At 40.8% G+C, this 24,258-nt stretch carries 23 protein-coding genes; 15 read left to right on the top strand and 8 right to left on the bottom strand.

Annotated features, from left to right (window positions below):
* Positions 1-22 precede the first annotated feature (22 nt).
* From leuD to PIECOFPK_RS12240, 4 genes are all read right to left on the bottom strand, one after another.
* Entirely contained in the window at positions 23-619 is a 597-nt protein-coding gene (leuD, locus tag PIECOFPK_RS12255; RefSeq protein ID WP_330973992.1) for a 3-isopropylmalate dehydratase small subunit, read from the bottom strand.
* Between the two features lie 85 nt (positions 620-704).
* Positions 705-2,132, bottom strand: coding sequence for a 3-isopropylmalate dehydratase large subunit (gene leuC, locus PIECOFPK_RS12250; RefSeq protein WP_330973993.1), 1,428 nt, complete (start codon positions 2,130-2,132; stop codon positions 705-707).
* Positions 2,133-2,471: 339 nt separating this feature from the next.
* Positions 2,472-2,975 carry a GNAT family N-acetyltransferase gene (locus tag PIECOFPK_RS12245; protein WP_409966019.1) on the bottom strand — a complete coding sequence of 168 codons (504 nt, stop codon included), beginning with the start codon at positions 2,973-2,975 and terminating at the stop codon, positions 2,472-2,474.
* Positions 2,976-3,056: 81 nt separating this feature from the next.
* The gene (locus tag PIECOFPK_RS12240) at positions 3,057-4,289 is read right to left on the bottom strand and encodes an isocitrate dehydrogenase (NADP(+)) (protein ID WP_330973995.1); all 1,233 of its coding nucleotides are present in this window, start codon (positions 4,287-4,289) and stop codon (positions 3,057-3,059) included.
* 166 nt (positions 4,290-4,455) lie between these two features.
* Here PIECOFPK_RS12240 and PIECOFPK_RS12235 point away from each other — a divergent pair, with 166 nt between their 5' ends.
* A complete protein-coding gene (locus PIECOFPK_RS12235; protein WP_330973996.1) occupies positions 4,456-5,079 on the top strand; it encodes a Crp/Fnr family transcriptional regulator in 624 nt (207 codons plus the stop codon).
* Between the two features lie 4 nt (positions 5,080-5,083).
* Here the strand turns inward: PIECOFPK_RS12235 and PIECOFPK_RS12230 are convergent, their stop codons facing one another.
* Positions 5,084-6,964, bottom strand: coding sequence for an Nramp family divalent metal transporter (locus PIECOFPK_RS12230; protein ID WP_330973997.1), 1,881 nt, complete (start codon positions 6,962-6,964; stop codon positions 5,084-5,086).
* A gap of 226 nt (positions 6,965-7,190) precedes the next feature.
* On the opposite strand from PIECOFPK_RS12230, the gene PIECOFPK_RS12225 reads away from it, so the two are divergent.
* Both PIECOFPK_RS12225 and PIECOFPK_RS12220 read left to right on the top strand, forming a co-directional pair.
* Positions 7,191-8,162, top strand: a complete 972-nt coding sequence (locus PIECOFPK_RS12225; protein ID WP_409966018.1) for a hypothetical protein — start codon at positions 7,191-7,193, stop codon at positions 8,160-8,162.
* A gap of 87 nt (positions 8,163-8,249) precedes the next feature.
* Positions 8,250-8,921 (top strand): YggS family pyridoxal phosphate-dependent enzyme, encoded by a 672-nt coding sequence (locus PIECOFPK_RS12220; RefSeq protein WP_330973999.1) that lies wholly within the window; start codon positions 8,250-8,252, stop codon positions 8,919-8,921.
* Positions 8,922-8,996: 75 nt separating this feature from the next.
* Here PIECOFPK_RS12220 and PIECOFPK_RS12215 read toward each other — a convergent pair whose 3' ends face one another.
* Together PIECOFPK_RS12215 and PIECOFPK_RS12210 are read right to left on the bottom strand one after the other, a co-directional pair.
* The gene (locus PIECOFPK_RS12215; RefSeq protein ID WP_409966017.1) at positions 8,997-9,410 is read right to left on the bottom strand and encodes an OsmC family protein; all 414 of its coding nucleotides are present in this window, start codon (positions 9,408-9,410) and stop codon (positions 8,997-8,999) included.
* Positions 9,411-9,586: 176 nt separating this feature from the next.
* A complete protein-coding gene (locus tag PIECOFPK_RS12210; protein ID WP_330974001.1) occupies positions 9,587-10,012 on the bottom strand; it encodes a YybH family protein in 426 nt (141 codons plus the stop codon).
* Positions 10,013-10,317: 305 nt separating this feature from the next.
* On the opposite strand from PIECOFPK_RS12210, the gene PIECOFPK_RS12205 reads away from it, so the two are divergent.
* The 12 genes from PIECOFPK_RS12205 (at position 10,318) to PIECOFPK_RS12150 (ending at position 23,350) form a co-directional block, all read left to right on the top strand.
* Positions 10,318-11,463, top strand: a complete 1,146-nt coding sequence (locus PIECOFPK_RS12205) for a P1 family peptidase (RefSeq protein WP_409966016.1) — start codon at positions 10,318-10,320, stop codon at positions 11,461-11,463.
* Entirely contained in the window at positions 11,460-12,296 is an 837-nt protein-coding gene (locus PIECOFPK_RS12200; protein WP_330974003.1) for an aminotransferase class IV, read from the top strand. The genes PIECOFPK_RS12205 and PIECOFPK_RS12200 overlap by 4 nt, the downstream gene beginning before the upstream one ends.
* A 10-nt stretch (positions 12,297-12,306) precedes the next feature.
* Complete coding sequence (locus PIECOFPK_RS12195; protein ID WP_409966015.1) at positions 12,307-12,816, top strand: gluconokinase; 510 nt, start codon at positions 12,307-12,309, stop codon at positions 12,814-12,816.
* 12 nt (positions 12,817-12,828) lie between these two features.
* Complete coding sequence (locus PIECOFPK_RS12190) at positions 12,829-14,151, top strand: gluconate:H+ symporter (protein ID WP_409966014.1); 1,323 nt, start codon at positions 12,829-12,831, stop codon at positions 14,149-14,151.
* Positions 14,152-14,311: 160 nt separating this feature from the next.
* On the top strand, positions 14,312-15,133 hold the full coding sequence (locus tag PIECOFPK_RS12185; protein ID WP_330974006.1) for a DUF3822 family protein: 822 nt from the start codon (positions 14,312-14,314) through the stop codon (positions 15,131-15,133).
* Positions 15,109-15,645, top strand: coding sequence for an RsmD family RNA methyltransferase (locus PIECOFPK_RS12180; RefSeq protein WP_330974007.1), 537 nt, complete (start codon positions 15,109-15,111; stop codon positions 15,643-15,645). The genes PIECOFPK_RS12185 and PIECOFPK_RS12180 overlap by 25 nt, the downstream gene beginning before the upstream one ends.
* A gap of 34 nt (positions 15,646-15,679) precedes the next feature.
* A complete protein-coding gene (locus PIECOFPK_RS12175; protein ID WP_330974008.1) occupies positions 15,680-16,249 on the top strand; it encodes a 5-formyltetrahydrofolate cyclo-ligase in 570 nt (189 codons plus the stop codon).
* A complete protein-coding gene (gene lpxK / locus PIECOFPK_RS12170; RefSeq protein WP_330974009.1) occupies positions 16,239-17,312 on the top strand; it encodes a tetraacyldisaccharide 4'-kinase in 1,074 nt (357 codons plus the stop codon). Before PIECOFPK_RS12175 ends, lpxK begins: the two co-directional genes overlap by 11 nt.
* 126 nt (positions 17,313-17,438) lie before the next feature.
* Positions 17,439-19,418: a ribonuclease R gene (rnr, locus tag PIECOFPK_RS12165; protein ID WP_409966013.1), complete on the top strand. Its 1,980-nt coding sequence runs from the start codon at positions 17,439-17,441 to the stop codon at positions 19,416-19,418.
* A 123-nt stretch (positions 19,419-19,541) separates the two neighbouring features.
* Positions 19,542-20,507 (top strand): polyprenyl synthetase family protein, encoded by a 966-nt coding sequence (locus tag PIECOFPK_RS12160; RefSeq protein WP_409966012.1) that lies wholly within the window; start codon positions 19,542-19,544, stop codon positions 20,505-20,507.
* 34 nt (positions 20,508-20,541) lie between these two features.
* Positions 20,542-22,239 carry an amino acid permease gene (locus PIECOFPK_RS12155; protein ID WP_409966011.1) on the top strand — a complete coding sequence of 566 codons (1,698 nt, stop codon included), beginning with the start codon at positions 20,542-20,544 and terminating at the stop codon, positions 22,237-22,239.
* Positions 22,240-22,327: 88 nt separating this feature from the next.
* Positions 22,328-23,350 (top strand): Smr/MutS family protein, encoded by a 1,023-nt coding sequence (locus PIECOFPK_RS12150; RefSeq protein ID WP_330974013.1) that lies wholly within the window; start codon positions 22,328-22,330, stop codon positions 23,348-23,350.
* A gap of 30 nt (positions 23,351-23,380) precedes the next feature.
* On the opposite strand, the gene PIECOFPK_RS12145 is transcribed toward PIECOFPK_RS12150, so the two are convergent.
* Positions 23,381-24,226 (bottom strand): ThuA domain-containing protein, encoded by an 846-nt coding sequence (locus tag PIECOFPK_RS12145; RefSeq protein ID WP_409966010.1) that lies wholly within the window; start codon positions 24,224-24,226, stop codon positions 23,381-23,383.
* Positions 24,227-24,258 lie beyond the last annotated feature (32 nt).

Raw genomic sequence — 24,258 nt, 5'->3', positions numbered from 1 at the left:
GTGGCCGTGTAATCCATTTGTCTTAGTACATGCTTTTCTCGGCAAAAGCCATGATTTCGCTCTTCATGGATTGCAAATAATCGATGTCGTCAAAGCCGTTCATCAGATTATGCTTCTTGTATCCGTTTATATCAAAGGATTCGCTTTCACCGGTAGAAAGTATAGTTACTTTCTGGTTAGGCAGGTCCACCTCGAATGTAGCTTTAGGATCGGCTTCAATGGCTTTGAAGATTTTATCCAGAAATGCTTCGCTTACAGTTACGGGTAGTATGCCGATGTTTAAAGCATTGCCTTTGAAGATATCTGCGAAGAAGCTTGAAATCACACATCTGAAGCCATAGTCATAAATCGCCCACGCAGCGTGCTCCCGGCTACTACCGCTACCAAAGTTTTTACCAGCTACGAGTATTTTACCTGAATAGATAGGATTGTTTAGTACGAAATCTTTTTTAGGCGTATTGTCGCTGTTAAAACGCCAATCGCGAAAAAGATTATCACCAAAACCCTTGCGCTCTGTAGCTTTTAAAAAACGTGCTGGAATAATCTGATCGGTATCCACATTTTCAATTGGCAGCGGAACTGCAGTGGAGGTTAATACTGTGAATTTATCGTATGCCATTGTTTAATTGCTGATTTGAATTGGGTTTAATAATCCATTCCTGACAATATCACTATTCAGGAAATGTGTTCTCATCGAAGCTGCATTAAGCACTTACCGCGGCTTCTTCCTGCAGAAGCTCTCTTGGATCGGTAACCACACCGGTTACGGCTGCGGCTGCCGCTACATAAGGGCTAGCCAGTAAGGTGCGGGCTCCCGGTCCCTGACGACCCTCGAAGTTACGGTTGCTGGTACTTACGGCATATTTACCTGCCGGAATTTTATCATCGTTCATAGCCAGGCAAGCGGAGCATCCCGGTTGTCTTAATTCAAATCCAGCTTCGGTAAGTATATCTAAAATTCCTTCTTCTTTGATTTGTTGCGCTACTAGATGTGAGCCCGGTACGAGCCATGCAGTTACATGGTCGGCTTTCTTTCTGCCTTTTACTATAGAAGCAAAAGCGCGGAAGTCTTCAATACGGCCGTTGGTGCAGCTTCCTAGGAATACGTAGTCGATTTTTTTACCCAGTAAAGGTTCGCCTTCTTTAAAGTCCATGTAGTCCAAAGCCTTTTTGAAGGTGATAGCACCGTCTTTTACTTCAGAGGCTTTGGGGATCGTTCTGGTGATGCCAGTTCCCAAGCCGGGATTGGTTCCGTAAGTAATTTGAGGCTCAATATCGGCAGCATCAAATATCAGCTCTTTATCAAATACAGCACCCTCATCTGTTTTCAATGTTTTCCAATACGCTACAGCTTTATCCCAATCTTCTCCTTTAGGGGCTTTATCTCTTCCTTTGATGTAGTTGAAAGTAGTTTCATCGGGAGCAATCATACCACCGCGGGCACCCATTTCAATAGACATGTTGCACACGGTCATACGGCCTTCCATGCTCATGTTTTCAAATACCTCACCGGCATACTCCACAAAATAACCGGTAGCACCGCTGGCAGTGATTTGTGAAATCATGTACAGTGCCACATCTTTAGGTAATACGCCTTTAGCCAGCTTACCGTTGATGGTGATACGCATTTTTTTAGGCTTCGGCTGCATGATACATTGAGAGGAAAGTACCATTTCTACTTCTGAGGTACCGATACCAAATGCGATACAACCAAATGCTCCGTGAGTAGAAGTATGAGAGTCTCCACACACAATGGTCATTCCTGGTTGGGTAATACCGTTTTCCGGACCTACCACGTGTACAATACCGTTTTTAGGACTTCCCAGTGCCCAAATAGAAATGCCGTATTTAGCTGCATTTCTTGAAAGGGCTTCCAGCTGTTTGGCCGATAGTGGATCCTTTACAGGCAAGTGCTGGTTGATGGTAGGCGTATTGTGGTCGGCAGTAGCAAAAGTACGCTCTGGATATAGCACGCCAATACCTCTGTTTTCCAGGCCTAAAAAGGCTACCGGGCTGGTTACTTCGTGAATAAAATGACGATCGATGAACAACACATCGGGTCCATCCTCAATTTTTCTTACCACATGGGCGTCCCAAACTTTATCAAACAAAGTGGTTGGAGTTGTACTCATTTTTCTTGATCAATTTATAGTGATAATATTCGATGCAATCGAAGTTTTCGAAAGGATGTAAAGGTAACAATTATTTGAGGTAAAATGGTGGCTCACAAGCCCTTTTTGCCCCGACGTGGCATGAGGATTGCACTATTGGAAACTGTAAAAAATTGCATTAAAAAATGCCCATCCTTATGGTATTATGTGTCTGAAGGGGTACAGAGAGATGTGTTTTAATATATTGATAGTCAAATGTTTACTTTCGTTTCATTTCTATCTGTTCTCTTTCTGAAAATTGTATTTTTGAGATTTATAAAATGCAATATCTGTTTTGGATACTGTAATTAGGGATGCAATTTATTCGGGCGTGAAATCCTTACGCATTATATAGTCGTTCATCCAAAAGTCGTTGCCAATGGGTATGTCGTCTTCCTTAATGATGCTGTATCCGCAGGCTTCGTAAAAGTAACGTGCTATATTGTATCGGTTCACGTTAAGGGTCATATACCGGGCGCCGTTTTGGGAAGCCACGTGCTCTACATGTTGAATCAGTTTTTTGCCAATGCCCTGCCCCTGATACCGCTGGTGAAGGTAAATTTTGTGTAAATGCCAATGCGCGGCATCTTTTCGTTCCACACACGCATAACCGGCATCTATTGAGCCGATACGCATAATAAAGAAATGGTAGCCCTCTTTATGGTATTCGGTGTGTAATGCCTTTAGGCTATAAAACAACTCTAGCATATACCGTATTTGTTCCTGCGACAGAATAGGCGAGTAGGTCTCGGGCCAGATATCGTATGCTAATTGTTGTATGACTTTAAGGTCTGCTTCGGATGCTTCTCTTATCTGAATATTCATTAACACTAAGTTGAAAAATTATGTGCAAAAAAAATGCACCAATGAAAAATTGATGCATTTTTTTGGATTGTAGAAAAAGTATTAAGCTAATTTCTTTTTCAGGTTTTGATCAAGTTCTTCCAGGAACTCTTCGGTGTACAGATAATGGGTGCCATGCTCTACTTTATTGCCATGGATACATACGGCCAGGTCTTTGGTCATTTTACCGGATTCTACGGTTTCGATACATACCTGTTCCAATGCATTAGCAAAGTCGATAAGTTGCTGGTTACCGTCCAGTTTTCCGCGGAAGGCTAAACCACGAGTCCATGCAAAAATACTTGCGATAGGGTTGGTGCTGGTAGGGTTGCCTTTCTGATGCTCGCGGTAGTGACGAGTAACGGTACCATGTGCAGCTTCGGCCTCCATAGTTTTTCCGTCGGGAGTAATCAGTACAGAGGTCATCAACCCCAGCGAACCGAATCCCTGAGCAATGGTATCGCTTTGTACGTCGCCATCGTAGTTTTTACAAGCCCAAACAAAATTGCCGTTCCATTTCAGTGCACTTGCAACCATGTCGTCGATAAGGCGGTGTTCGTAAGTGATACCTGCTTCATCGAACTGGGCTTTAAATTCATTTTGGTAAACTTCTTCGAAAATGTCTTTAAAGCGACCATCGTATTTTTTAAGGATGGTGTTTTTGGTAGAAAGGTATAAAGGCCATTTTTTGTTTAAGGCCATGTTGAAACAGCTACGTGCAAATCCTCTGATGCTCTCATCGGTATTATACATGGTCAATGCTACACCATCGCCTTTGAAGTTGTATACTTCGAAGGTTTGAGGTTCGCCACCATCTTCGGGAGTGAAGGTCATTGTCAGCTTACCTTTTCCTTTGATTACGGTATCGGTAGCACGGTATTGATCTCCGAATGCGTGACGACCAATGATGATAGGAGCGGTCCAGTTAGGCACTAGGCGCGGAATGTTTTTAATTACAATCGGCTCACGGAATACGGTACCATCCAATATATTTCTGATAGTGCCGTTCGGGCTTTTCCACATTTGTTTCAGATTGAATTCCTTTACACGGGCCTCGTCTGGAGTAATTGTTGCGCATTTGATACCTACACCATACTCTTTGATAGCATTGGCTGCATCAATAGTAACCTGGTCATTGGTAGCATCGCGATTTTCTATACCTAAATCAAAGTATTTGATGTCTACATCCACATAGGGCAATATCAACTTATCTTTAATAAATTTCCAGATAATGCGGGTCATTTCATCGCCGTCCAGTTCTACAACCGGGTTAGCTACTTTAATTTTTTCAGCCATACGTATATTATTTTATTTAATTTGTGTAATGTGGCAAACTTACAGATAAAACATCAATACGACAATAACTTATTGCTTCCTGTTGGCGGTAGGCCTTGACGGGGTATATAATTTTGTTTAAAAATGCGATGTAACAATAGTATAATATGTACTACCTTTGCATTGTATGACTGTAAACGAAAAAACCGCCGCGGAATTTATCCGATTCCTGAAACAATTCGTGCCCCTTACAGACACCGAAGTCAGAAAACAATTACTTCCGATCATCACCCTTAGAGAATTCAATAAAAAAGAAATTATTACAAGAGCAGGAGAGGTAGAGGATTACATTAATTTTATCAATAAGGGGCTTCTTAGAAAGTATTTTAAGAGCGATGAAGAGGAGCATATTGTACAGATATCTAGAGAAGGGCATCTGATATCCAGCCAAGAATCATTCTATACCCGTACACCTTCGGAATATTATGTGGAGTCCATCGAGCCCAGCGTATTGTTGTCCATATCTTATGACGACATGGAAAATATGTTTCAGCAGAGTCATAATCTGGAACGACTGGGTCGTCTGGTAACCGTACACACCATGGTACTGAAAGATAAATGGCAGACAAGCCTTATTATGCAGTCACCTAGGGAGCGTTTTCTCAACTTTGTAGAGAATCATCCCGAAATCATACAACGGGTACCCCAGAAATATCTAGCTTCTTATCTAAATATTAAACCCGAAACGTTTAGTCGCTTCAAGCATCTTATTAAAAATAGGAGATCTACATCCGTTACGCCTATTGTATAATTCATTATCCCTGTACTACAAGTACCGGAATATTTACAAGGTGTCGGAGGTTGTTAATGGTTTCGCCATAAATGAAATCTTTGATCCCTTTATGGCCATGCGCTCCTATAACCAATAAGTCGCAGCCTGAGCTTTGAACAATATTGGCAATACTCTGTGCAGTTTTACCAAAGCCCAGTCTTGCCTCGGCTTTATATCCGGCAGCGGTAAGTTGTTGTACGTATTGGTTTAAATATTTACTGTCGGTAAGTGTTTCGTTATCGACACTCTCTGTATAGTTGGCAGTTCCGGCTACACTTTCGGTAATGTGAATGAGTAGATAGGTGCAGTCGGGACTACCTTGTGCTAAAGCGTGATTGATGACCTTCTCATCCTGATCGCCAAAGTCCAGCGTAATGGCAATTTTACGATATCGACTTATAGGAGCAATCTGCAAGGTTTGGGGTTCGTCGTGTATGGTGATATTTTTGGGTGGGGTTGTCTTTTTAAAAGGCAAGACGATGGTGTAATACAATAGTACTATAATCAATAGTAATCCAATTACGATGAGGATTTTCCAGAATATATTTCCTGGAGATTGGAAGTAACCGGAGATTTCTTCTGCTACCATCCATGCATTCAGATATACCAATACCACGGTAATCAACCAAGAGGCAACTTTTAACCACGGTTTGATAGCAAACTGCCCCATTGTTTTTTTATCGCTCACAAAATGAATGAGCGGAATGATGGCAAAGCCCAATTGCATACTCAATACTACCTGGCTAAATATTAATAGGCGGTCTACATCTTCTTCGCCGTTGATAAGGATTACCAGTGCTGCAGGTACAATAGCAATAAGTCGGGTGATTAATCTTCTTACGATAGGGTTAATACGCAGTCGTAAATACCCTTCCATAACAATTTGTCCGGCAAGCGTTCCGGTTACTGTACTGCTTTGTCCGGCTGCAATAAGCGCTACGGCAAAAAGTTTAGCAGCAATACCACTGCCCAGATGCTGTGGAAGCAGTTCATAAGCCTGCTTGATTTCTCCTACATCGGAACGTCCGGTTTTGAAAAATACCGTAGCTGCCAGTATGAGTATGGCTGCATTCACCAGGAAAGCCATGTTTAGTGCTACGGCACTATCAATAAAATTGAGTTTTAAGGCCTTTTTGATACCTGCCGCATCAGTCTTGAATTTGCGGGTTTGTACGAGCGCCGAGTGTAGATACAGGTTGTGAGGCATTACAGTAGCGCCTATAATACCAATAGCGATGTATAGAGCAGTGTCGTTCTCGATATGCGGAACAAAACCAGAAACTATTTCCCCAGCATCGGGCTTTGCCACAATGATCTGAATGAGGAACGACATGGCGATGATGAAGATAAGCCCGATGATGAAGGCTTCCAGTTTTCTAATGCCCAAACGCTGTAAGGCCATTAACAGAAAAGTATCCAAGGCAGTAATGAGTACTCCGTAAATCAGCGGCATACCTGTAAGCAGCTGTAAGCCTATTGCCATTCCTAGTATTTCGGCTAGGTCGGTAGCCGCTATGGCTATTTCGGCAAGAATGTATAGCGCAAAGTTGATGTATTTAGGATAAGTTTCTCGATTGGCCTGAGCTAGGTCGCGATTGCGTACGATGCCCAATCGTGCCGAAAGGCTTTGTAGTAATAGGGCCATAATATTGCTCATGAGTAGGACCCAGAGTAGGGAGTATCCAAACTGACTACCCCCTGCCAGATCGGTAGCCCAGTTTCCCGGATCCATATACCCTACACTTACCAGATAGGCAGGTCCAAAAAATGCTAGAATCCTCCTCCACCTTGATTTCTGTATCCGGGTAGTGTCAACAGACTGATGAACTTCGCTTAGCGATATTTCCGAATGATGCCTTTTCATCCTATTCTAAATAGCCCATTTAGCAGCTTAGTTATGTATCAATGATAATTTGTTATATGAAATCTATATTTGCCTAATAAAAAACTTAGACAAACCTAAATTATTTATTTATTTTTTCAAAATATCTTTCGGAAATCATCTCTCGTATTTGTCTCTTTAAAAAAGACGATATCAAATTATTGAACAACTATTGTTTATTTGTATATTGAATAATAATTCAATAAGTATGTTATACAGATTCTGTACTTTGGCTCTTGTGATCGTTTTATTGATGTCATGCGGAAAGAAAAAGAAAACTATGGCCGGGGAGGATGACGTAAACATACAGGAGTATATCGAATTTTTCCCCGAGGTCACCCTACCTTTCTCTTATTCCGATAGTGCGTTATATGCTCCTACACATGACAGCCTGCTCATCAGTCCTGAAATTTTCAACGAGTTTACGCCCGATTCTGTACTAGCTGAAAATTACGGTGCCGATCAACCTAAACTGTATGCTATTGGTAAATTCAAGGATAAAGATGGGTATACTTATTTGATGTCAAAGGCTGCTACCGAAAAGCTTAAGGTAATGTATATCACAGCTTATGATAATAAAAATGCATTTGTGGCGGCATTGCCGGTAATGAAAAGCAAGGCTAATAAGGAAGTTGCGGTAACTGTTACCATCAATAAGCTATTTAATATTTACAAAAAGAGTAAAAAGGTTTTGCCTAACGGTATAGAAATTACAGGTGACGATGTATATGTGCTTAGTGGTGCTGCTCGAAAGTTTATACTGGTGATGACTGATTTGCTAGGGGATGAGGCAGAGCTCATTAATCCTATCGATACCCTAGGTACCACCTTTAAATATGCAGGGGATTATGGCGTAGGTGCTAGGAATATTATTTCGGTAAGGGATGATATCCGCCCCGGCCGCGTGCAGTTGTTTATTCACTTGGAAGAGAAAAATTCTGATTGTAAAGGAGAGCTAATGGGAGAAGGAATTATTACTTCGGATAACACGGTTGAATACCGACAGGCGGGCGATCCCTGCGTACTGGAGCTGAAATTTCAGAAAAACAGTGTTACACTAAATGAAGTAAGGGGATGTGGGTCGCGTATGGGGGCGCTGGACTGTACCTTCAATGGTACTTATCCTAAAAAGAAAAAGGAGCAACAGCCATCGGATAAATCCGCCAAGAAAACTTCGTGAATTTTTAATCAGTTGGATGTAAGGCATTTTGCTCAGAAATCCTCCGTGTACTTAGCTTGAGTTCAAGAACATTGTTATTTTTGTTTCATGGCAGTTAATGAGCAGGTATACAAGGAGCTGATTCAGGAGTTAAGCACAAAACAGGTAGTTCTGGTGGCGGTATCTAAAACCAAGCCCGTGTCGGATATTCAGAAATTGTATGATTTGGGACATAGGGATTTTGGTGAAAATTACGTGCAGGAGCTGTTGTCTAAACAGCCTCAGTTGCCCACTGATATTCGTTGGCATTTCATAGGTCATTTGCAAAGTAATAAGGTGAAATATATAGCGCCGTTTGTACATCTGATACACGGTGTGGATAGTCTAAATCTATTGAAGGAAATCAATAAACAAGCAGCAAAACATAATCGCATTATCAATTGTCTTCTACAGGTGCACATTGCACAGGAAGAAACTAAGTTTGGTTTAGATTCAGATGAACTGGAGGCTATTTTGAATAATGTGGGAGATTTTCAGAATATCTGCATCAAAGGGCTAATGGGCATGGCCAGCTTTACAGAGGACGTCAATAAAGTGCGTAACGAATTTGCTGTATTGAAACGCCTGTTTGATTTGCATACACAACAGCAAGCTCCCAATATTCAGTTTTCAATTTTATCAATGGGTATGAGTGGCGATTATAAAATCGCAGTAGAGGAGGGAAGCACTATGGTTCGGATTGGTAGTTTATTGTTTGGTGCGCGGCAGTATAATTCATAATACAGCTGTGTTGGTATCATAGTAGATAGATAGTAAAAATCAAAGGGCATAAAGCCCTTTGAGAAATCATTTATATTATGACCAAGCTCCCCAGTTGATATTTACTTCAATATCCGGGTGAATACTTTTTGCTACAGGACAGGTGATGCCCGTGTTTTTTAAAATGGTGATGGTTTTAGGTTCCAATGCGCCAAGATTATCCGGAATATGAAATTTGAGATCAATGCCATTTACTCTGCGTGGATCGGCAGCCATTTTTTTCAGCACTTCTACTTTTATTCCGTTTAAATCAAAATTCATGCTGCGTGCTTTGATACCCATTACCGTAACCATGCAGGCTGCTAGGCTAGTAGCCAGTAAATCGGTAGGAGAGAATCGTTCGCCTTTTCCGTTATTATCGGTAGGGGCATCGGTTTCAAATGTCGAGTTACTTTTCAAGTGGGTGCAGGTAGTGCGTAAATCACCGTTATAAACTACTTCTGAAGTCATAATAAGCTTTTTTGTAAAGATAGGATACTGTGAGACCAAAATGAAGAAGTGTATGGGACAAAATAAAGCTTATTAAACACCGGAATAGCGTAGGGGAAGGAGTTTTTAAAAACGATTTTTTGTAGATGTGTAGCTTTTCTATAATTAGAATCCTGAGTCAACTGATAGTGTCATATCTATTTTTGAGACGGAGCTACCCGCGCACTAAACGGGTTATCTACGATGTATAGCCAACTTCCATCGCTTTGCTTTCGTACTATTTCGGTGCTAACACTGCTTATGGTGATGGGTTCTCCTTGTTCATTCTTAGTTTTAATTTCCCATTCGGCATTAAGCAATGCAATATCGTTATGTATAATGCACGATTTATTTATGGAGGTCATTACACCTCCTATTTTGACTAGGTTTTGATGTTCCTGTGTGTAAGCATCCACACCTTGGATCACAGACCCATTAGGACGAACAACAACAGCATCCTTTTCGAAAAGTAGATTAATATTGCTTACATCTCCAGAGTTATATGCTTTCACAAATATTTCATTCATTAAATGTGGTTCTCTGGGAGCTTGAATTGAGGAAGAGTGTGTTTCCCTGGGTTCCATCTTAATAATATTTTAAATTGTTGTCTTGATTGAGAACGCTCTCTTCATCTTTCAATAAAGAGATCAATAATTAAGCTTATAACAATGATAGGGCACTATGGGTTTAAAATTAGGGGCTTTGAGTACACTTCTTAAAGCAAAGTACAGTATTTATCCCAGAAGCATGAATCAGGGTTAAGAGGTGTTGTATACTTTGTGTTCATTCTATAACAAACTGCAGAAAGACGTAGAGGTTTGATGTTCTAAATTGATGGAGTTTAAAAAAAGCCTTAAAACTCTTAGGGATTCATTATTTTTAGGGTAGTATGAAACTATCCGAAATCTTAGTACAATTTTCTTCGGCTCTCCTGCTTTTATTTTCCGTAACAACCCTAAATGCCCAGCAGGCTTTTCATCCACCAGTAAAAATAGGTGTGTTGCCTAAAGGAAAATATAATGCCATTACGGATGTGAAAGGAGTTAAAGTAGGGCACACCACATTGATAAAAGGTGATGACATTAGAACAGGTGTTACGACGATCATTCCGCACGAAGGCAATTTGTTTCAGGAGAAAGTGCCGGCGGCCATTTATGTAGGGAATGGTTTTGGGAAGCTTGCAGGCATTACACAGGTGAAGGAACTCGGTAATCTGGAAAGCCCTATCATTCTTACCAATACATTAAGTGTAGCTACCGCCATAAATGCGGGCATTACATATACCTTAGCTCAACCGGGAAATGAGCAGGTACGTAGTGTAAATGTAGTGGTGGGTGAGACGAATGACGGTTATCTGAATGATATACGTGGCAGACATGTAACGGAGCAGGATGTATTAAGTGCCATTCAAAATGCTAAGTCGAGATATGTAGAGCAGGGTAACGTAGGCGCCGGAACGGGAACGGTGTGTTTTGGATTTAAAGGCGGAATTGGTACGGCATCGCGTGTGCTGCCGGTTGCTTCAGGAGGGTATACGGTGGGAGTACTGGTGCAAACCAACTTTGGTGGTGTACTGGAAATTGCCGGAGTGCCTGTGGGAAAAGAACTGGGCAAATATTTTTTAAGTGATCAATTGAATCAGCAGGCTGATGGGAGCTGTATGATTGTTATAGCAACAGATGCACCGCTGGATGCCCGTAATTTAGAACGTATGGCCAAGAGAGCTTTTATGGGGTTGGTAAAAACCGGAGGTATTGCCAGTAATGGTAGTGGCGATTATGTGATTGCCTTTTCGGCCAATAAGTCGGTACGCATGCCTCATAAGAAAGAGCAAGAACTCTATCAAACAGCTACGGTTCATAACGACGATATGTCTGCTTTGTTTTTGGCGGCAATTGAGGCAACTGAAGAAGCTATTATTAATTCTTTATTTACCGCTAGCTCCATGACGGGGCGTGATGGGAATAAGGTATCTTCGCTTCCTAAAAATGAGGTGATCTCTATTTTAAAAAAATATAACAGGTATCAACCATGAAATGGGTTTTTGTAAACAATCAGTTTGTTGAAAAAGAAAAAGCTTTCATCCTTACCAATGATTTAGCAATACAAAGAGGGTATGCAGCATTTGATTATTTGAGAACAAGAGATCATAAACCTTTGTTCCTGGATGATTACCTGACACGCTTCTTTAATTCCGCAAGGGAAATGTTCATTAATATCCCGTTATCTAAAGAAGCGGTAAAGGAAGTGATTTTACAACTGATAGAAAGGAATGGTATGCCTGAAAGCGGCATCCGTCTTGTAGCAACGGGTGGCTATTCTCCTGATAGTTATACTCCAGTAGCAGGAAATTTGATTATCAATCAAGAGCCTATTACCCTCATATCGGAAGATAAGTTTTTTGCGGGGGTGAAAATTATGACGCATGAATATATGCGCGATTTGCCCGGCGTGAAATCTATCAATTATCTGATGGGTATCTGGTTGCAACAACAACTTCGTGCAAAGCAGTTGGATGATGTGCTCTATTATCATAACGGCATTGTTACGGAGTTTCCCCGAGCGAATGTATTTATTGTTACCAAGGAGGGAGAGCTGGTAACGCCTGCACAAAATGTATTAGAGGGTATTACAAGAAAAAGAATTTTGGAGTTTGGCCATAAATTAGTGCCCACAGTTATGCGCGATATTCATATAGATGAATTAAGAGATGCCGCAGAAGTGTTTATGACGAGTACTACCAAACGTATTCTTCCGATTGTAGAGATTGACGGCAAGCCAGTGGGAGCTGGAAAAGTGGGTTCAGTAAGTATCTTATTAAACCAGAAATTTCTAGAGGTGGAGGAGGAATACTTACGCTCTCATTAAAACAATAAATATGGCCGCACGGGTAATTATCGTAATGGGGGTTTCCGGTTGTGGTAAAACTACATTGGGGAAAATTATTGCTGCTAATCGCCATGCCGTCTTTATCGATGGCGATGATTTACACCCGAAAGAAAATGTAGCTAAGATGCAGCAGGGTATCCCGCTCGAGGATGCAGACCGCGAAGGGTGGTTCGACCGGATTATTAAAGAGGCGAATACATTGAGTGCCGGCCATCAAGAATGTGTGATTGCTTGTTCTGCCTTAAAGAAACAATATAGAGATACATTAAGAGCCGGAATAAAACAATTGACGTTTGTGTATCTTAAGGTTACATATGAGCAAGCGTATAGGCAAATGCTTTTACGAAAGGAGCATTATATGCCCGTGGCTTTGCTGAAAAGCCAATTTGAGACATTAGAAGAACCGCTACCGGACGAGGAGAATATAGAAACTGTTATACTTACGAAAACACTGGATGAGAATGCTGCGATGGTACTTGATCGGCTTTCATCCTTATAAAAAGTAGCTTGCATGTCGCCTGTATTGATTTTGCTTAGTGGTATTGTATTGTTATTATGCCTTATCAGTATAGCCAAACTGAACGCTTTTATATCCATACTTATTGCCACTTTATTCATTGGCATTACAAATGGATTGAGCGCTGCCCAGTTGTTATCCACAATTAGCAAGGGGGCTGGAGACATGCTGGGTTCAGTAATTATGGTCTTGGGATTGGGAGTGGTACTGGGTAGTATTTTGACAGAAACAGGTGCTACCAAGCAGATTAGCAATAGGTTATTGCGTGTGTTTGGTATTAAATACGCAAAGTTAGCTCTGGCAATCACCAGTTTCTGTGTAGGTTTAGCCTTGTTTTATAACGCTGGTTTTATAGTGTTGATACCGCTGGTATTTACGGTGGCCTACCAGAGCGGATTGCCATTAGTATATCTGGCCATTGCCATGGCGGTTCCGCTTTCCGTAACCCATGGCTTTTTGCCACCCCATCCCGGACCGGTAGTCATTGCAGGCGTTTTTCATGCAGATGTGGGTAAAACTTTATTGTATGGATTGATGATATCCATCCCTGTATTGTGGGTGGCAGCACACTTTTTTCCCGAATGGATAAAAAAGGTAAAATCGCAACCACCCAAAGGGATCTTTAACGAGGAGGCTTTGCAGACAGATGATTTGCCGCCATTCTACGCTAGCTTGTTTATAGCGTTGTTGCCTGTTTTGTTACTGACCATTTCAACTGTAGGTATTCATATTCTAAAAATCGAACAAGGGTTGTTAAGTGATGCATTGATATTTGTTGGAGATCCCGGAATGTCATTGCTGATTGCGGTGCTATTAGGCATACTGCTGTTAGGTGTGAAGGAGGGGAAAAGTACTGCGGTATTGATGGATAAAGCGGGTGGCGCAGTTAATGCCATCGCTTCCATTATTCTCATCATTGCTGCAGGCGGTGCATTGAAGCAGATCCTTGTTGATACCGGTACTGCTGAATACATTACTCAATATTTTAAGAATAGCTCGTTGCCACCGTTGGTATTGGGATGGCTAGTAGCTACGGCCCTTAGAATTGCTATCGGATCGGCCACTGTGGCAGGGTTAACCGCTTCGGGAATTGTGCAGCCTTTGGTAGCCTCCATGCATGTAAAGCCTGAATTAATGGTGCTTGCTATTGGAGCAGGAAGTTTGATGTGCTCCCATGTGAATGATACCGGATTCTGGATGTTTAAAGAGTATATAGGGCTCAGTTTGAAAGATACCTTCAAAACCTGGACGGTAGTGGAATCATTGATTGGTATGATGGGATTGGTAGGCGTATTGGTATTGGATTTATTTGTGTGATGTGGGGATAAGCTCCATACTCCTCCTCAATTTATGCATTAATATTTTTTTATAATTCTTATTATTCAATAATCAGTTTACTACATATTTGCGCTGAAGCAATATTATACCTTCCCCTATACGATTATATAATATATTTGCGCATACAAATTGAATTATTTTGCAGGAACAGTTTAATATTTTAGGTACGGAGGAAATTTACACGGAATCTTGTTGTTTGGCTATTCAACTCAACAACGGGAGTTTTTCATTTTGTATTTATGAACCGGAAGAAAACCGATTGTTACAATTAAAGCGGTATCGGTTTGATAATCTTACAACAGATACTCTTGATACTATATTAGCGCAAAATGCCATACTGGAAAAGCCCTTTCACAAAATTATTACCAGTTTAGATTTTGGCTTTAATGCGCTATTGCCGGAGGCAATGAGTAAGGGGGATCTTACATTTTTAATGTATCTGGAGCATGCCGACCAGCAAGATCATGTCATCACAGAGCTTATCGAGGGTAGGGGTATTACCAATGTGTACACCACACCTCCTTCCATTCTTACTTGGATGGTGCATAACTTTCCATCATCTGATTATCTACATGCTTTATCAGTAGCCATTGGCACTGTGAATAATACTCCGGAAGAGGGATTGTTAAGATTGTATATATCGGAGAAGAGTTTTGATGTGGTTGTATTTAAAGGAGCCTCATTGTTGTTGGCAAAAAAATATACATACACAGTTCCGGAGGATGTTGTTTTTTATCTGCTGAAAATATGTGAAATTTATGGGCTTTCTCAGGAGAAAGCCGAATTACAAATATCAGGGCTTATAGATGAGGATTCAGCTTTGTATAAGACCATCTACGATTATTTTCTTCTCATTTCGCTGAAGCAGGCAACATGGAATGATGTGATCTCTGGTCTGCCGGCACATTATTTTACATCGCTTAACGAACTCATATTATGCGGATCATTGCAGGAAGCCTAGGAGGAAGAAAAATTAATCCGCCGGCAAAAATGCCTTATACTCGTCCTACTACTGATGTGGCAAAAGAAGGACTGTTTAATACCTTACAGCATCGTATCGATTTTGACGGTATTAAAACGCTTGATTTATTTGGTGGTACAGGAAGTATCAGTTACGAACTGGCGAGTCGTGGTGCAGGAGATCTCACCATCGTGGAAAAGGATAATCAGATGTTCAATTTTATCAAGAAAACTGCCGGCGAGTTGAAAATTCAAAATATCCGTTTTGTGAAGATGGATGTGTTTAAATTTTTGCAAAATCATACCGAGCAATATGATTTTATCTTTGCAGGCCCTCCTTACGCCCTTGTAGAAATAGACGAATTGCCAAAAATTATTGTAGGGCAAGATCTGTTAGCTCCCGGTGGAATATTTGTATTGGAACATACTCCGCGCAACGATTATAAGAATTTCGAAAAGTATAGCTTCGAGAAAAAATACGGAACTACCATCTTTTCAGTATTTGAGAACTAAGTTTCTCAGCAGCGTCTTTAACGAATGAGTTCATATGCTAAAATCAGAGGCCCGAAAATTGTTTAGTAAGAAGCGGAAAGAAATACCCTATCAGCAACGGTTGAAATGGGATGATCTGATTCTGATTCATTTTCAAAAGCTACCTCTACTAGACATTCGTACTGTGCTTACTTATGCAGCGATGGATGTAGAAGTAAATACAGACCCTCTGGTGGATTATATGTTGTTTCGCAATCCGATGTTGCAGATAGCGTATCCTATCAGTGATTTTTCCAACGGTACCATGCAGGCCGTGGTGGTATCTCAAAGTACCTCCTTTATAAAGAGCCGGCGCGGTATTCTTGAGCCTGACCCGGCTACAGCAGTAGCCATACCTCCGGAGAGTATTGATATGGTCATTGTTCCTCTTCTATGTTTTGACAAGGATGGGTATCGTGTTGGTTACGGTAAAGGTTTTTATGATCGTTATTTGGCTCATGCTCGTCCGGATGTTATAAAAGTAGGGCTGAGTTATTTTGATCCTATAGATAAAGTAGAGGATCGCAACGAATTTGACGTACCTTTAAATTATTGTATCACACCCGAAAGGATGTATGAATTTTGATAATTTAATACGCAAGAAAAATATTTTACTGCTTCCTTTTTCCTGGTTGTATAAGACGGGAGTATGGGTTTATCATAAACTCTATGATTTTAAGATCGTTCCATCATATCAACCTCCTGTAAAAACTATTTGCGTAGGTAATTTATCTGTAGGTGGAACCGGAAAATCACCCATGGTGGAGTATTTATTGCATTTATTGGTAAATGCAGGGCAGGAGACGTTCTCCCCGCAAGTAGCTGTGGTAAGTAGAGGATATAAAAGAAAAAGCAAAGGCCTTGTAGTGGCTGATGCTCAAAGTACTACGTCAGATATAGGCGATGAGCCTATGCAGTTTCATCAGAAATTTCCACAAGTGAAAATTGTGGTGCATGAGCAGCGTGCAAAAGGGATTGAAATTATTTTTAAACAATTTCCAGAGATAAACGTTATTATACTAGATGATGCTTTTCAGCATCGTGCAGTAACTGCTGAATTTAATATTTTACTTACCGAGTATCAGAACATTTTCACAGAAGACTGGTATTTACCTGCCGGAACCCTGCGCGATTTGAAATCCAATTACAAGCGGGCCAACATTATAGTGGTGACCAAATGCGATATTGCTCTTACCGAAGCGGAAAAACAACGTATTATTGAAAGTATTCAACCCCAACCTTATCAGAAAGTATTTTTTACCACTTTCGATTACGGAATAGCTTATCAGATTTTTGATAAACAAACTATCTCTCTTAGCAATGTGAAGGGGGTAGTGCTAATAACGGGAATTGCCAATCCGCAACCGATTATAGACTATTTAGGTCAATATGAATGTACGGTGGAGCATCTCCAATTTGCCGATCATCATCACTTTTCCACTAATGACATTGGGGATATTTTGGGAACATATCAGGCATTAAATACCGAAAATAAAATTATCTTAACAACTGAGAAAGACGCCGTGCGATTGGCAGACTTTAGCGAGTTGAGAGATTTTCCGGTTTATGCATTACCTATTCGGCATCGTTTCTTGTTTGATGAAGGAGGAATATTCGACGAATGGGTTCTAAGATATGTCGGTAGGTAAGCCACCGCTGAGAATGAAAATAAAAGCATTCATCTGAGAAATGTAATGTGCATCAGAGCTAGCAACGTTATTAAACTATGCTAGATGTGTCTGATGCACTGATTAAAAATTGAGTAAAGAAAAACAATGAGTAAAAGCAGTAATAAACCAAAGAAGAAAACCAAAGCACAAAAAAAAGCCCGGCGCACAAAGCGCGAAGCCGAAACTACACTTAAGGGTAGACTAGAAGTTACGAAATCAAGGAGAGGGTTTGTAATTGTGGACGGACTGGAAGAAGATGTTATGATAGCGCCGAATGCCCTCAAAGATGCCATAGACGGCGATATTGTTCGGGTAAAGCTGATTAGTGGTTTTGCTACACGGCTTAAAGGAAAAATTACCGAAGTCGTACAACGCAAGCGCACCGAGTTTATCGGAAAACTTCAGATGAATCGAGGGTATGCTTTTGTTTTAGGCGACGGCGAGAAAAATGTTCCTGATTTTTATATTGCTGAAGGTAATATTAATGGTGCACAGAATGGTGATACCGTCGTAGCCCGTGTATTGGACTGGGGAGGTAAGGGAAAGAGCCCATCGGCAACAGTGGTTTCCATACTTAAAGAGGAAGATGCGGCCGATGCGGCCATGCGAAATATTCTCCTGGATCATGGCTTCCCGCTAAGCTTCTCCGACGAAGCGTTGGAAATGGCTTCCCGCCTGCCAGAAACAATCTCTAAGGAAGAGCTTAGTAAGAGAAAGGATGTTCGAAAAATCCTGACATTTACGATTGATCCGGCCGATGCCAAAGATTTCGATGATGCCATTTCTTACAGAAAACTGAAAAACGGTAATCATGAAATTGGTGTACACATTGCGGATGTAAGTCATTATATTACGCCAGGTACTGTACTCGATGAGGAAGCTTACCAGCGGGCTACATCAGTATATCTGCCCGACCGTGTAAATCCCATGCTCCCCGAGCAGATATCTAACGTGTTATGCTCGTTGAGACCTAATGAAGATAAACTGGCTTTTTCCGCAATCTTTCAAATTAATGATAAGGCAGAAGTAAAACAGTACTGGTTAGGCAAAACCGTTATTCATTCCCGACGTAGGTTTACTTACGAAGAAGTACAGGAAATTATTGAAACCGGAAAGGGTGATCATGCGGATGTGATTTTAACCCTAAATAAACTGTGTCAAACCTTAAGACAATACCGCTTCGACGAAGGAGCCATCAATTTCAATTCTACAGAAGTGCGTTTCAAACTGGATGAGAAAGGCTTTCCTGTGGGTATCCTGCTCAAGGAAAGCAAGGAAGCGCATCAGTTGATTGAGGAGTTAATGCTATTAGCCAACCGGTATGTGGCTAAACATATATCCAAAATAAAGGTTAATAACAAAGCTATCCCTTTCCCTTATCGTATTCATGATACCCCGGATGAGGAAAAGTTGCTTCCCTTTATTGCATTTGCCAACAAGTTTGGTTACAAATTCGATATTTCCAGTGCCGAAGCTATTGCGGAGTCATTTAATAAGTTGATTAAGGATGTAAAGGGCCGACCTGAAGAAGCCGTGTTGCATCAACTGGGAATTCGCACCATGGCGAAAGCAAAATACACGCCTAGCAATGTGGGGCATTATGGTTTGGGATTTGAGCACTATTGTCATTTTACTTCTCCTATTCGCCGTTATCCCGATATTATGGCGCATCGTATCTTGCAGGATGTACTGGAAGATCGCGTAAAAGTAGATAAAAAAATGGAGGAGAAATGTACCCATTGTAGTGAGCGTGAAAGAGCTGCTATGGAGTGTGAACGATCTGCCAATAAGTACAAGCAAGTGCAGTACATGAGCAACTTCATAGGCGAAGAGTTTGATGCCATTGTGAGTGGGGTATCCAAGGTTGGATTCTGGGCCGAAACCGTGGAGCATTTGTGTGAGGGTATGGTACCTATTACCAGTCTTGCTTCCTATGACAGTTTCAAACATTCAGAAAATGATTATGCGCTCATTGGTATGCGTACGGGAATTCGTTTTACTATGGGCGACAAAGTGCGTATTCGGGTGGTTGCGGCCAATCTGGAGAAAAGACAGCTGGATTACGAGTGGGTAAGGGAAAAATAAATACCGCATATTTTATAGGTTGAATTGCGAGGATTGATGCTGTAAATCAATATTCGGTATCATTGTTGTCTTCTAAATAGGAATTCATTCGCAGAATAATATCGATTTCTCTATTTTTGGTCAATGCAATCATTTGACGAATTATCCAAGAAGTTTGCCGATTATTTCAGCCGCTCGCATTTTCCGGCACAACCGGCTACGTTATACGAACCCAATAATTATTTCTTGTCATTAGGAGGAAAGCGATTAAGGCCGGTTTTATGCCTGATGGGTAATGAATTGTTCGGAGAGATAAAAGCCGATGCATGGAATGTAGCTACAGCCATCGAGCTGTTCCATAATTTTACACTAATACATGATGATATTATGGATAAGGCGCCGCTGCGTCGAGGAAAGCCTACTGTACATCATCAGTATGGGGAGAGTACAGCCATATTAGCCGGTGATGTTATGCTGGTAAAGGCGTATGATTATATCAATCAATTATCCCCAGTTTATATTTCACGTATTCTTCATATATTTAATAAAACTGCCAGGGAGGTTTGCGAAGGACAACAATTGGATATGGATTTTGAAACGCGTAATGATGTGTCCTTTGATGAATACCTGCATATGATTACCCTGAAAACTTCCGTGCTGCTAGCCGCAAGCTTACAGATGGGGGGTATACTGGGAGGTGCCGATGAGCAAAATCTAGAGTTGTTGTATCAATTTGGGCTAAAGATAGGATTGGCATTTCAGATGCAAGATGATTATCTGGATGCATTTGGGGATCCGAAGAAATTTGGTAAACAACCCGGTGGAGATATTCTCGCTAATAAGAAAACATTTTTGCTTATAAAAACCCTAGAGATTGTTAATGATACACAGCGTAGCGAACTACAACATTTACTAGCAACCAACGAAGCGGATAAAGTGCAACGGGTATTACAGTTATACAATGATTGTAAAATAGGCGAGTGGGCAAAGGAGCAAAAAGAAGTGTATCTCACCCAAGCGCTGACTCATATTGATGAAATCCCTATAGCGCCTGAGAGAAAACAGCCTCTAAAGGATCTGGCGGGACTATTGGTAAAACGAGATTATTAAATCATGTATTTATCACTATAAAATATTTAGGCCAATGTCTGTACTGCGGAAAAAGAAAATTGAAAACATTCTGCAAGAGGCTGAAGCGCACGTCGGTCAGGATAAGCAGGGATTAAAAAAAGTTTTAGGTGTAAAAGACTTGACTTTTCTGGGGATTGCGGCTGTGGTGGGTGCTGGAATTTTTTCAACCATTGGCGGCGCTGCCTATCATGGAGGTCCAGGTGTATCGGTATTATTTATCATTACTGCTATAACCTGTGGTTTTTCTGCTTTATGTTATGCCGAGTTTGCAAGTCGGGTACCGGTGTCTGGTAGTGCTTATACATATTCTTATGTGAGTTTCGGGGAGATCGTGGCTTGGATTATCGGGTGGGCTTTGATTCTAGAATATGCTATTGGAAATATTGTTGTAGCAATTTCGTGGAGTGGTTATTTCAATAATTTGCTAGAGCATGTCTTTAATATTCACTTGCCCGACTGGATGCTGGTAGATCCGCAAACGGCAGTGGCAGCTTATAATAAAGCTTCTGCAGCATTGGCAAGTGGTGCTACACTTTCACCGGAGGAGTTAGCCAGTTATCGGTTTGCCATAAATGCTTATAATGAAGCCCCACGAATCGGTAATACTCCTATCTTTTTTAACCTTCCAGCCTTTATTATTATAGCTCTAGTAACATGGCTAGCTTACATTGGTATTAAGGAAAGTAAACAGTCTGCAAATTTTATGGTAATCTTTAAGGTTGCCGTTATCATATTTGTAATTGTGGCCGGAGCGTTCTTTGTTGATACTAATAATTGGAAGCCTTTTATGCCGGAAGGGTTTACTGGTGTATTAAAAGGTGTATCGGCGGTGTTTTATGCTTATATCGGCTTTGATGCTATTTCTACTACAGCAGAGGAGTGTAAGAGTCCACAACGCGATCTACCGCGCAGTATGATTTATTCGCTGCTCATCTGTACTGTTTTGTACATTGCAATTGCACTGGTGCTTACAGGAATGGAGCACTACACTCGCTTTCAGGGGGTAGATGATCCGCTGGCTTTTGTTTTTGAAAAACGCGCACCCTGGATCGAAAAAATTATTTCGGTAAGTGCCGTGGTGGCTACTACTTCTGTTATCCTAGTATTTCAGCTTGGACAGCCCAGAATATGGATGAGTATGAGCCGCGACGGGCTATTACCTAAAGTGTTTCAGAAAATACATCCTAAATATAAAACTCCTTCTTTCTCTACTATCGTAACAGGTGTAATTGTAGGGATAGGTGCGCTTTTTTTGCAAAGCGACCTAGTAACGGATCTTACCAGCATCGGAACCCTGTTTGCGTTTATATTGGTGTGCGGAGGTGTGCTTTTGCTGCCTCCAATTCCTAAGGAGGAAGGCAAGTTTAAACTTCCTTACATTAACGGACGCTATATTATACCGGTGTTGTATGTGCTGTTTGTTTACTTCTTTAGAGAAAGAATTGTGGAGGCTTTTCAGAATATTGGCCACGAAGCGTATCAAGAAATCCTATTTTTGATATTTCTGGTAGTGGCATTAATTATTGCCATGAAGACCATCGTTCACAAATATTCCTTTATCCCTGTAATGGGAGTATTATCTTGTTTGTATCTGCTGATTGAAATTCCGGCTGTAAGTTGGTTTTGGTTTTTTGTATGGATGCTGACAGGGCTTGCTATCTATTTTCTTTACGGCTACCGAAATAGCACGTTGGCAAGATCGGCGGATTAGTAGACGAATCTGTGTTTACTCTCAACCTTGTTTATGGTCTTAATCATCACTTTTTATTTATCTGAAAGAAGCTGATTAAATTTGCCGGATGAAATTTCAGGTTGGTGATAAGGTATTGGTACTGCACTCTAACGAAGAGGGTGAAATCGTAGATTTTATTAATGATAAGATGGCTATGGTTGAGGTAAGGGGTGTACGATTCCCTGTTTATCTAGACCAGATCGATTTTCCTTACTACAAACGTTTTACAGAAAAGAAAAATCAGCCTACTACCCCTCGAAAAAAATATATTGACGATATCAAAAAGGAGAAAAAGTCAAAAGAGCAACGTAGGGAAGATGGGGTTTGGTTGAATTTTTTACCAGTAATGGATGTTGATGAGTTTGGCGATGAGTATGTCGAAAAGTTGAAAGTATATCTGGTAAATAATACCCGTATTACATACAATTTTGAGTATTATCTCACTTTTTTCGGAACACCTGAATTTAATCTTAAAAGCACTATTCAGCCTTTTGATAACTTTTATATCCATGATGTTGACTTTGGTGATATGAGTGATAGCCCGGCTTTTGAGTTTGATTTTACATTGGCAACACCTTCCAAACAAAAGGCAGATCATTATGAAGCAACAGTAAAACTGCGCCCTAAGCAGTTATTTAGCCGGATTGAAGAGCTTCGACAAAAAAATGAAGCATCCTTTTCTTATTTATTGTTTGAAGAATATCCTGATAAAGAGCCGGAAGAAGAAAGGTTGCCTCTAGATAAACTGGCCAATAGAGGGTTTAAAATATATAATGCCAAGGATGCGCGCAATCACTTAGAACCTCCGCGGAGTGTTGTGGATTTGCATATAGAAAAACTTACGGATGATCATTCGCGTATGAGTAATTTAGAAATTCTGGCGCTGCAATTGAAAACTTTTGAAAAGTATTATGACTTAGCAGTTGCGCATATGCTTCCTAATCTAGTGATTATTCACGGAGTGGGTACGGGTAAATTACGCGATGAAATACATGATGCGTTAAAACTAAAAAAAGAAGTAAGCTATTTTGTGAATCAGTATGATCCCCGTTACGGCTATGGTGCCACGGAGATCTTCTTCAAATACTAGCTTACTTCTTCTCAATAAAGGTTCTATCTGTTAATATCGAACAGGTTCGTCGTGTCTTTGTGCATATGCCTTTGCAAAGTTCAGCGGCTTTACAGTACTAGCTACGTATTCAATGCCGCCCCAAATATGTTTCAAATATGTGGGGTCTGTATAATCTTTTTTATCATGTCCTAGAGTAGTACACCAAGTAATACCGCCGTCAAAATCATGTGTCCACGCACTTGGAAAGTATTTGGCAAAGGTCCCCGCGTTTTTCTTCAACAAGTCTTTTTGTTTAGCATCTGTAGTGTCGATTGTAGAAAAATCGTTTACCATCAGCACTCTGGGGCCGGGGTAAAGTTCTTTGGCAAAATAACATTCATCTGCTTTTTCCCATACTGTAGGAGTGCCTTTCATGGAAGGATGCTTAGTGTCAATCACTCTTACGGTGAATGTCTGAAATTTGGCATGCCAAGAGAAAGTACCTCCCAGCATCATTTTAAACCATTCCCAATTACGTTCGGTACCAGTAACGGAATGGATGCCTACAAAACCGCCACCTGCTTCAATATATCTTCTAAAGGCTAGTCTTTGTGCATCGGTATCGAATACATCATTATTAGTACTTGGGAAAATGATCAATTGATATTTCTTTAAATTATTTTCATTCATTACCGCGGGGTTGGAAGATGTATCCGCTTTAAATCCATACTGCTTACTGAAATTTAGAATTGCCTGTACTGCATAAGGAATGTTTTCATGAACATATCCCTTACCGTTTTTCGTGTACACGAGCACCCGCACATTCTTCCAGTTTACTTTAGTTTGAGCAAATGAAGAGCTAGCAGCGCTTAATAAAAACGCAATTGTTATAACTATAGTGATACTTTTTTTCATTCTAAGATTTCTTATGGCAATAGCAGTGTTAA

This window comes from Chitinophagaceae bacterium C216 (assembly GCA_028485475.2).
Taxonomy (GTDB): domain Bacteria; phylum Bacteroidota; class Bacteroidia; order Chitinophagales; family Chitinophagaceae; genus Niabella; species Niabella composti.
This window is presented reverse-complemented; position numbering and strand designations above follow the sequence as displayed.

Excerpts from the sequence above, each read along its gene's own strand:
- PIECOFPK_RS12175 (WP_330974008.1), top strand. The coding sequence starts at position 15,680 with ATGCTAAAATCAGAGGCCCGAAAATTGTTTAGTAAGAAGCGGAAAGAA.
- rnr (WP_409966013.1), top strand. The coding sequence starts at position 17,439 with ATGAGTAAAAGCAGTAATAAACCAAAGAAGAAAACCAAAGCACAAAAA.
- leuC (WP_330973993.1), bottom strand. The coding sequence starts at position 2,132 with ATGAGTACAACTCCAACCACTTTGTTTGATAAAGTTTGGGACGCCCAT.
- lpxK (WP_330974009.1), top strand. The coding sequence starts at position 16,239 with ATGAATTTTGATAATTTAATACGCAAGAAAAATATTTTACTGCTTCCT.
- PIECOFPK_RS12145 (WP_409966010.1), bottom strand. The coding sequence starts at position 24,226 with ATGAAAAAAAGTATCACTATAGTTATAACAATTGCGTTTTTATTAAGC.
- PIECOFPK_RS12230 (WP_330973997.1), bottom strand. The coding sequence starts at position 6,964 with ATGAAAAGGCATCATTCGGAAATATCGCTAAGCGAAGTTCATCAGTCT.
- PIECOFPK_RS12240 (WP_330973995.1), bottom strand. The coding sequence starts at position 4,289 with ATGGCTGAAAAAATTAAAGTAGCTAACCCGGTTGTAGAACTGGACGGC.
- PIECOFPK_RS12160 (WP_409966012.1), top strand. The coding sequence starts at position 19,542 with ATGCAATCATTTGACGAATTATCCAAGAAGTTTGCCGATTATTTCAGC.
- PIECOFPK_RS12180 (WP_330974007.1), top strand. The coding sequence starts at position 15,109 with ATGCGGATCATTGCAGGAAGCCTAGGAGGAAGAAAAATTAATCCGCCG.
- PIECOFPK_RS12225 (WP_409966018.1), top strand. The coding sequence starts at position 7,191 with ATGTTATACAGATTCTGTACTTTGGCTCTTGTGATCGTTTTATTGATG.
- PIECOFPK_RS12215 (WP_409966017.1), bottom strand. The coding sequence starts at position 9,410 with ATGACTTCAGAAGTAGTTTATAACGGTGATTTACGCACTACCTGCACC.
- PIECOFPK_RS12235 (WP_330973996.1), top strand. The coding sequence starts at position 4,456 with ATGACTGTAAACGAAAAAACCGCCGCGGAATTTATCCGATTCCTGAAA.
- PIECOFPK_RS12195 (WP_409966015.1), top strand. The coding sequence starts at position 12,307 with ATGGCCGCACGGGTAATTATCGTAATGGGGGTTTCCGGTTGTGGTAAA.
- PIECOFPK_RS12245 (WP_409966019.1), bottom strand. The coding sequence starts at position 2,975 with ATGAATATTCAGATAAGAGAAGCATCCGAAGCAGACCTTAAAGTCATA.
- PIECOFPK_RS12155 (WP_409966011.1), top strand. The coding sequence starts at position 20,542 with ATGTCTGTACTGCGGAAAAAGAAAATTGAAAACATTCTGCAAGAGGCT.
- PIECOFPK_RS12220 (WP_330973999.1), top strand. The coding sequence starts at position 8,250 with ATGGCAGTTAATGAGCAGGTATACAAGGAGCTGATTCAGGAGTTAAGC.
- PIECOFPK_RS12205 (WP_409966016.1), top strand. The coding sequence starts at position 10,318 with ATGAAACTATCCGAAATCTTAGTACAATTTTCTTCGGCTCTCCTGCTT.
- PIECOFPK_RS12190 (WP_409966014.1), top strand. The coding sequence starts at position 12,829 with ATGTCGCCTGTATTGATTTTGCTTAGTGGTATTGTATTGTTATTATGC.
- leuD (WP_330973992.1), bottom strand. The coding sequence starts at position 619 with ATGGCATACGATAAATTCACAGTATTAACCTCCACTGCAGTTCCGCTG.
- PIECOFPK_RS12210 (WP_330974001.1), bottom strand. The coding sequence starts at position 10,012 with ATGGAACCCAGGGAAACACACTCTTCCTCAATTCAAGCTCCCAGAGAA.
- PIECOFPK_RS12200 (WP_330974003.1), top strand. The coding sequence starts at position 11,460 with ATGAAATGGGTTTTTGTAAACAATCAGTTTGTTGAAAAAGAAAAAGCT.
- PIECOFPK_RS12150 (WP_330974013.1), top strand. The coding sequence starts at position 22,328 with ATGAAATTTCAGGTTGGTGATAAGGTATTGGTACTGCACTCTAACGAA.